At 48.8% G+C, this 1,922-nt stretch carries 2 protein-coding genes; both read right to left on the bottom strand.

The genetic code is table 11. The features are described 5' to 3' along the window. The coding region (locus H6F50_RS07490) for a homogentisate phytyltransferase (RefSeq protein ID WP_190428035.1) at nucleotides 1-932 on the bottom strand (932 nt) is incomplete at its 3' end. Nucleotides 933-986: 54 nt separating this feature from the next. Beyond that, nucleotides 987-1,856 (bottom strand): methyltransferase domain-containing protein, encoded by an 870-nt coding sequence (locus H6F50_RS07485; protein WP_190428033.1) that lies wholly within the window; start codon nucleotides 1,854-1,856, stop codon nucleotides 987-989. Between the last annotated feature and the right edge of the window lie 66 nt (nucleotides 1,857-1,922).

Below are 1,922 nucleotides of genomic sequence, written 5' to 3'. Positions count from 1 at the left end.
AAGAAAAAGAGTTTCCAAATAAATTGGTAAAAAGATGCGATCGCGCTCTTATCCTGCAAATCTACACTTCTACTTCGCCACCACAGCAACAAGAGTGCGAATACATGAGTAATTATCAAAAATGTGGAATTAACCGCACTTAGGGATAATATCCCAGCCACAATCATGCCCAGGTAGCAGACCGTAATCACCCAAAGAGAGAGATTAAAGACGGCTGGCTTACCGAGTTGAATCGTAAACGTGTTGATGTTGTACTGCTTATCTCCTTCCATGTCGGGGATATCTTTAAAGATAGCGATCGCAAACGTAAACACCAACACAAACATCGTCAGCGCCCAGACTGATGCCGGAATCACTTGGCTTTTTTGCAATACCCAATTGAAGTGTAAAAACAGCCCTAAATTGACAATGACTCCGCGCACGGTGAAAATGCACAGCGCTGCCCAAAAAGGAAATCGTTTTAACCGAATCGGCGGCAGAGAATAGGCAGTGCCAATGGCTAAACTAACCCCCACCGTGAACAGTAAATATCGTCCCAGAAGAAGCGCCAACAGCAGCGCCACACTTCCACTAATGGCGACAATAATTTGAGCTTGCGCCCTAGAAAATTCACCAGCAGCGATGGGTAAATGGGGTTTGTTAATTTTGTCAATTTCCACATCTTCGAGCTGATTTAGCCCGACAATGTAGACATTTCCGCCCAGACAGGCAATCCATGCACCCAAAAACTGTTCGACGCTGGTGACGCCCCCGGAAGCTGTTGCAAGTGCGATCGCGTACAACGCCGTCACGCTCAGGCTGGTGCCAATAATCGTATGAGGGCGGGAGAACTTCCATAAGGCGTAGAGCCAGGAACCAGTACGCCGCACCGGGTGGGACTCAGAAGGACTGGTTTTGGGAAGGGAAGACTTTTCAGGAGAAATCTGGCTCATGCGTGCCTGAATGAATACTCAGGCTTGATTTTAAGCAATTTTTGTTCCCAAACGTTATTTCTTAGTCGCACAGAGCAATCCGAATCGAATCAAGCCTTGCTCATAGCCCCGGCTCATTAATCCGAGTGAAAGCGCCGCTTGAATCGTTGTCCAGCCAGAGAAAAGCAAACCCAGAATGGCTTTGGGATCGAGCGTCGAATCAATCACGATATCCCAAAATGGGGCGACAGCTTTTGACCAATCTGCCGTGCGAATATTCTCGAAGGAAACTTTACGAGCCAGCGTTTCATATTCTGGCAGCGAAATCACGTAAGGCAAAGCATACACGCGGTAAATTTCCGCCAGATGTTTCCGCTCATCATCTGTCAGCTGCCCATCTGCGCCTCCGACAGGACGATGACACCAGGTTGCCATCAGAAAAGTTCCCCCCGGCTTTAGTACCCGGTAGCACTCCTGCAAGAACTTCTGCTTATTGGGCATATGTTCGCCACTTTCGAGCGACCATACAAAGTCAAAGGAATCGTCTGCAAAGGGCATATTCAGGGCGTCTGCCACCTGGAACGATGTGCGATCGCTTAATCCAGCAATGGCTGCCCGTTCTTTGGCTCTAGTCGCCTGGACGGGACTCAGGGTGATTCCCGTTGCTGCTGCGTTAAATTTTTGCGCCAAGTAAAGAGAACTGCCGCCAATCCCGCAGCCGACATCGAGGATATTTGCGGGGGCAGTCAAGCCTTCCCCGACCTGCACCTCACCCCACTTAAGCAATTCTTCAATTAAGTCAATTTGCGCTTGCCGCCGGTCTTTTTTCAGAGTACCATCAGCGCCATAGTATCCGTGGTGCATATGTTCGCCCCAAATCTGTTCCCACAGACCGGAGGAAGCGTCGTAGAACTGCTGAATTTGCTGATAAAGAGTTGAAGTCATGAAATTTTCAGGCGGTGTTGCTGAAAATTAGCCTACCAGAACTCGGAAAGCAGTAAGCTCTAAAAA

It is taken from the genome of Coleofasciculus sp. FACHB-712 (assembly GCF_014695635.1).
Lineage (GTDB): Bacteria > Cyanobacteriota > Cyanobacteriia > Cyanobacteriales > FACHB-T130 > FACHB-T130.
Note: the sequence above shows the minus strand (reverse complement) of the source record. Positions and strands in the feature narration are given on the sequence as shown.

Coding starts and splice junctions, on each gene's coding strand:
- H6F50_RS07485 (WP_190428033.1), bottom strand. CDS start 1,856: ATGACTTCAACTCTTTATCAGCAAATTCAGCAGTTCTACGACGCTTCC.